We start from the raw sequence: 4,550 nt of genomic DNA, 5'->3' as shown, positions 1-4,550 counted from the left end.
GAGTACCGCTCTGCAATACGTCGTGTCATAACAAGAACGTCACAGCATTGGTCAGCGCGGCACCGCCGTGGGCCGCGCAGCACCGCCGTGGGCCGGCAGCATCGCCATGGGCCGCGTGGCAAGGCCGTGTTCCGTGCGGCACCGGCGCGGGCCCTGCGCACCGCCGTAGACCGCCCGGCATCGCCGTAGACCGCCCGGCATTGCTGCGGACCGCGCGGCATCGCCGTGGACCGCGCGGCACCGCCGTAGACCGCCCGGCATCGCCGTGGACCGCGCGGCGCGCCCCTGCCTTGGGCCGCACAGCGCCCTCCTGGGCATGGGCCGGGCGTCGGTGCTCCTGCACCGGTGCCCGCCGCTCGGCCCCGCCGAGGCCGCAGGGCCCGCGGCGTCGGCCGGACGCCTGCGCGGGCGGTTCGACCGGTCGTCGCCCCGCGTCCTGCCCCGCCGGTCATGCCGCCCTTCCGGGGCCGGAAACAGCTCCGCCCCCGGAGCGGCTTGTGGGCGTCCGGGGGCGGGCGGGTGTCCTGCCTTCAGGGGATCACGTCGGGGAGCCCGACGAGTAGCGGCGCAGGAGGGGGGACAGGACCAGGACCGACTTCGTGCGTTCCACGAACGGCTCGCCCGCGATGCGTTCGAGGACGCGTTCGAAGTGGCGCATGTCCGCGGCGAAGACCTGGGCGATCGCGTCCGCGTCGCCGGTGACGGTGGACGCGGACACCACCTCCTGGTAGCGCTCCAGGCCCCGCTGGATGGTCTCCGGCGAGGTGTTGCGCCGGCAGTGGATCTCGACGTACCCCTCGGTCTCCCAGCCGAGCGCCGCCGGGTCGACCCGGACGGTGAAGCCGGTGATGGCTCCGGTGGCCCGCAGCCTGTCCACGCGCCGTTTCACGGCCGGGGCGGACAGGCCGACGAGCTGCCCGATGTCCGCGTAGGAGCGGCGGGCGTCCTCGGCGAGGGCGTGCACGATGCGTTCGTCGAGATCGTTCAGCACAGTGGGTGGATCACTTCTCGGATGGTGTGGCCAGTCGGGAGCGGCGGAAGCCGTACCCGAAGTAGAACACGAGCCCGACCGCCATCCAGATTCCGAAGACCACCCAGGTGACGGCGGACAGGCTGCCCATCATCCACACGCACAGGACGAAGCCCACGGCGGGCAGCAGCGGGGACAGCGGCACGCGGAAGCTGCGGCGCATACCGGGACGGGTCCGGCGCAGCACGACGACGGCCACGTTGACGAGCGCGAAGGCGAACAGCGTGCCGATGCTGGTGGCGTCGGCGAGCTGGCCGAGCGGGACGGCGGCGGCCAGGACGCCGCAGAACAGGGACACGATCACCGTGTTGGCGCGCGGCGCGCCGGTCTTCGGGTGGACGCGGGAGAAGACCTTGGGCACCAGGCCGTCGCGGGACATCGCGAACAGGATGCGGGTCTGGCCGTACAGGACGGTCAGCACGACGCTGGCGATGGCGACGACCGCGCACGCGGCCAGCAGGGTGCCCCAGAAGGTCTGGCCGGTGACCTCGCGCATGATCTGGGCGAGGGCCGCCTCCGAGTCGGTGAACTGCCGCCAGGGCTTGGCGCCCACGGCGACGGCCGCGACCAGCACGTACAGCGCGGTCACGATGACCAGCGACAGCATGATCGCGCGGGGCAGGTCGCGCTGCGCGTCCTTGGCCTCCTCGCCGGCGGTGGAGGCGGCGTCGAAGCCGATGTAGGAGAAGAACAGCGTCGCGCCCGCCGCGCTGACGCCGCTCATGCCGAGCGGCATGAAGTGGGCGTAGTTGCCGGAGCGGAAGCCCTGGACGCCGATCGCGCAGAACAGCACCAGCGAGGCGATCTTCACGCAGACCATGACGGTGTTGGCGCGCGCGGACTCCTTGGCGCCGCCCATCAGGAAGACCATCGCCAGCAGGACGACGATCAGCGCGGGCAGGTTGAAGACGCCGCCGTCGCCGGGCGGCTCGGACAGGGCGGCCGGGATGGTGACGCCGATGGTCCCCTTGAGCAGCTCGTTGAGGTACTCGCCCCAGCCGACGGCCACGGCGGCCACCGACACGCCGTACTCCAGCAGCAGGCACCAGCCGCACACCCAGGCGATCAGCTCGCCCATCGTTGCGTATGCGTACGAGTAGGAGGACCCGGAGACGGGGATCGTGCCGGCCAGTTCGGCGTAGGAGAGGGCGGAGAACAGCGCGGTCAGGCCGGCGATCACGAAGGAGAGCGTGACGGCCGGGCCGGCCTTGGGCACGGCCTGGCCGAGCACCACGAAGATGCCGGTGCCGAGGGTGGCGCCGATGCTGATCATGGTGAGCTGCCACAGCCCGAGGGACCGCCTGAGGGTGCCGCCCTCGCCCTGACCGCCCTCGGCGACCAGGCGTTCCACGGGCTTGCGTCGCATCAGGCGCGCACCGGCGGACGGGGGGACGGGGGTGGTGCGGTCCTGCGGCGGTGCGCTGGGGGCGCCTTGGTCGAGCACGCGCGGCTCCTTTGTCGCTGCGGGTCTTCAGCGGCGGGGACCGGTGGCGCCCCGTCCCGTGGGGACCCACCGAGCGGGGTCCCTGCCGCGCCACGTACAGCGCAGACCCTATGAGGCGGGGCATCGCGGTCGTAATGCAGCAACCTTGCGCGTCTCCGCAAGATCGTTGCGTTCCTCGGCGCTGGGCGGGTGTTCGTTGCGCGGGCGCTTTCGACCGTTGCGCGCGGGACGTACGGGGGTGTGCGGGGGCGTCCCTTTCGCCTCGGTGGCGGCGGAGCCGCGGTGCGGTGGCCGGGAAGGCCGCCTCCGGTGGCCGGGGAGGCCCCTCCGGCGGCCGGGAACGCGGTACGGCCCCCGCTCCCCCCGTGGCGGGGAGGCGAGGGCCGTACGGCGTTGCCGCGGCGCCTGCCGAGGTGCGCCGCGGAAAGGATTCCGCTCAGCTCCAGCTGGCGTGCAGGGGCTTGCCCTCGGCGTAGCCGGCCGCGCTCTGGATGCCGACGATGGCCTTGTCGGCGAACTCCTCCAGGGAGGCGGCGCCGGCGTAGGTGCAGGAGGAGCGGACGCCCGCGATGATCGAGTCGATCAGGTCCTCGACGCCCGGGCGGGCCGGGTCGAGGAACATCCGGGAGGTGGAGATGCCCTCCTCGAACAGCCCCTTGCGGGCGCGGTCGTAGGCCGACTCCTCCGAGGTGCGGTTGGCGACGGCGCGCGCGGAGGCCATGCCGAAGGACTCCTTGTAGAGGCGGCCGCTGGCGTCCTGCTGGAGGTCGCCCGGCGACTCGTAGGTGCCGGCGAACCAGGAGCCGATCATCACGTTGGACGCGCCGGCGGCCAGCGCCATGGCCACGTCGCGCGGGTGGCGGACGCCGCCGTCGGCCCACACGTGCTTGCCGTACTTCTTCGCCTCGGCCGCGCACTCCAGCACGGCGGAGAACTGCGGCCGGCCCACGCCGGTCATCATGCGCGTGGTGCACATGGCGCCGGGGCCGACACCGACCTTGATGATGTCCGCGCCGGCGTCGATCAGGTCCTTGACGCCCTCGGCGGAGACGATGTTGCCGGCGACGATCGGCACCTGCGGGTCGAGGCCGCGGACCAGCTTGACCGCGCTGATCATCGACTCCTGGTGGCCGTGCGCGGTGTCGATGACGAGGGTGTCGACGCCCGCGTCGAGGAGCTGCTTGGCCTTGCCGGCCACATCGCCGTTGATGCCGACGGCGGCGGCGATGCGCAGCCCGCCCTTGTCGTCGGTGGCGGGGGTGTAGAGCGTGGCGCGCAGGGCGCCCTTGCGGGTGAGGATGCCCGCCAGACGGCCGTCCTTGTCGACGGCGGGGGCGTAGCGCCGGTTGTGCTGGTCGAGGGTGTTGAAGGCCTCGCGCGGGTCGATGTCCGCGTCCAGGAGCAGCAGGTCCTTGCTCATGACCACTTCGAGCTGGGTGAAGCGGTCGACGCCGGTGAGGTCCCGGTCGGTGACGACGCCGACGGGCCGCTGCTCCTCGTCGACGACCACGCCGGCGTTGTGCGCCCGCTTGGGCAGCAGGGCGAGGGCGTCGGCGACGGTCTGGTGCGGGGCCAGCACGATGGGCGTGTCGAGGACGTGGTGGCGGCTCTTGACCCAGGAGACCACGTCGGTGACGACGTCGATCGGGATGTCCTGCGGGATGACCACCAGTCCGCCGCGGCGGGCCACGGTCTCGGCCATGCGGCGGCCGGCGATCGCGGTCATGTTGGCGACGACCAGCGGGATGGTGGTGCCCGTGCCGTCCGGGGAGCTGAGGTCCACGCCCTGACGCGAGCCGACCGCGCTGCGGCTCGGCACCATGAAGACGTCGTCGTACGTCAGGTCGTACGGGGGCTGGATGTCGTTGAGGAAACGCACGTGCTGCACATCCCAGTCGATCAGAGGTGACCCCCTGGCAGGTCTGCGCAGGGGGAAAGAGCACGTACTTCATTGTCCCATGTCCAAGGCGCCGTCGGCCCCCGACGAAACATCCAGGCCGGTCAGGGGCCGGTTGGGAGGAACCTCCAACGGCGGGGCACGGTGCGCCGGGCGCGCGGACGGGCACGGACGAGGGG

3 protein-coding genes are annotated in these 4,550 nt (G+C 72.4%); all 3 read right to left on the bottom strand.

Annotated elements, in window-relative coordinates; all coding sequences use genetic code 11:
- Positions 1–538: 538 nt before the first annotated feature.
- The 3 genes from K7787_RS31170 to K7787_RS31160 all read right to left on the bottom strand — a co-directional run bounded on the left by K7787_RS31170 (position 539) and on the right by K7787_RS31160 (position 4,362).
- Positions 539–991, bottom strand: coding sequence for an Lrp/AsnC family transcriptional regulator (locus tag K7787_RS31170; protein WP_019983898.1), 453 nt, complete (start codon positions 989–991; stop codon positions 539–541).
- A gap of 10 nt (positions 992–1,001) precedes the next feature.
- Positions 1,002–2,474: an amino acid permease gene (locus K7787_RS31165; RefSeq protein WP_019983897.1), complete on the bottom strand. Its 1,473-nt coding sequence runs from the start codon at positions 2,472–2,474 to the stop codon at positions 1,002–1,004.
- A 436-nt stretch (positions 2,475–2,910) separates the two neighbouring features.
- Positions 2,911–4,362: a GuaB1 family IMP dehydrogenase-related protein gene (locus tag K7787_RS31160; protein WP_009187579.1), complete on the bottom strand. Its 1,452-nt coding sequence runs from the start codon at positions 4,360–4,362 to the stop codon at positions 2,911–2,913.
- Positions 4,363–4,550 lie beyond the last annotated feature (188 nt).

The organism is Streptomyces sennicomposti, assembly GCF_019890635.1.
Classification (GTDB): domain Bacteria; phylum Actinomycetota; class Actinomycetes; order Streptomycetales; family Streptomycetaceae; genus Streptomyces; species Streptomyces sennicomposti.
This window is presented reverse-complemented; position numbering and strand designations above follow the sequence as displayed.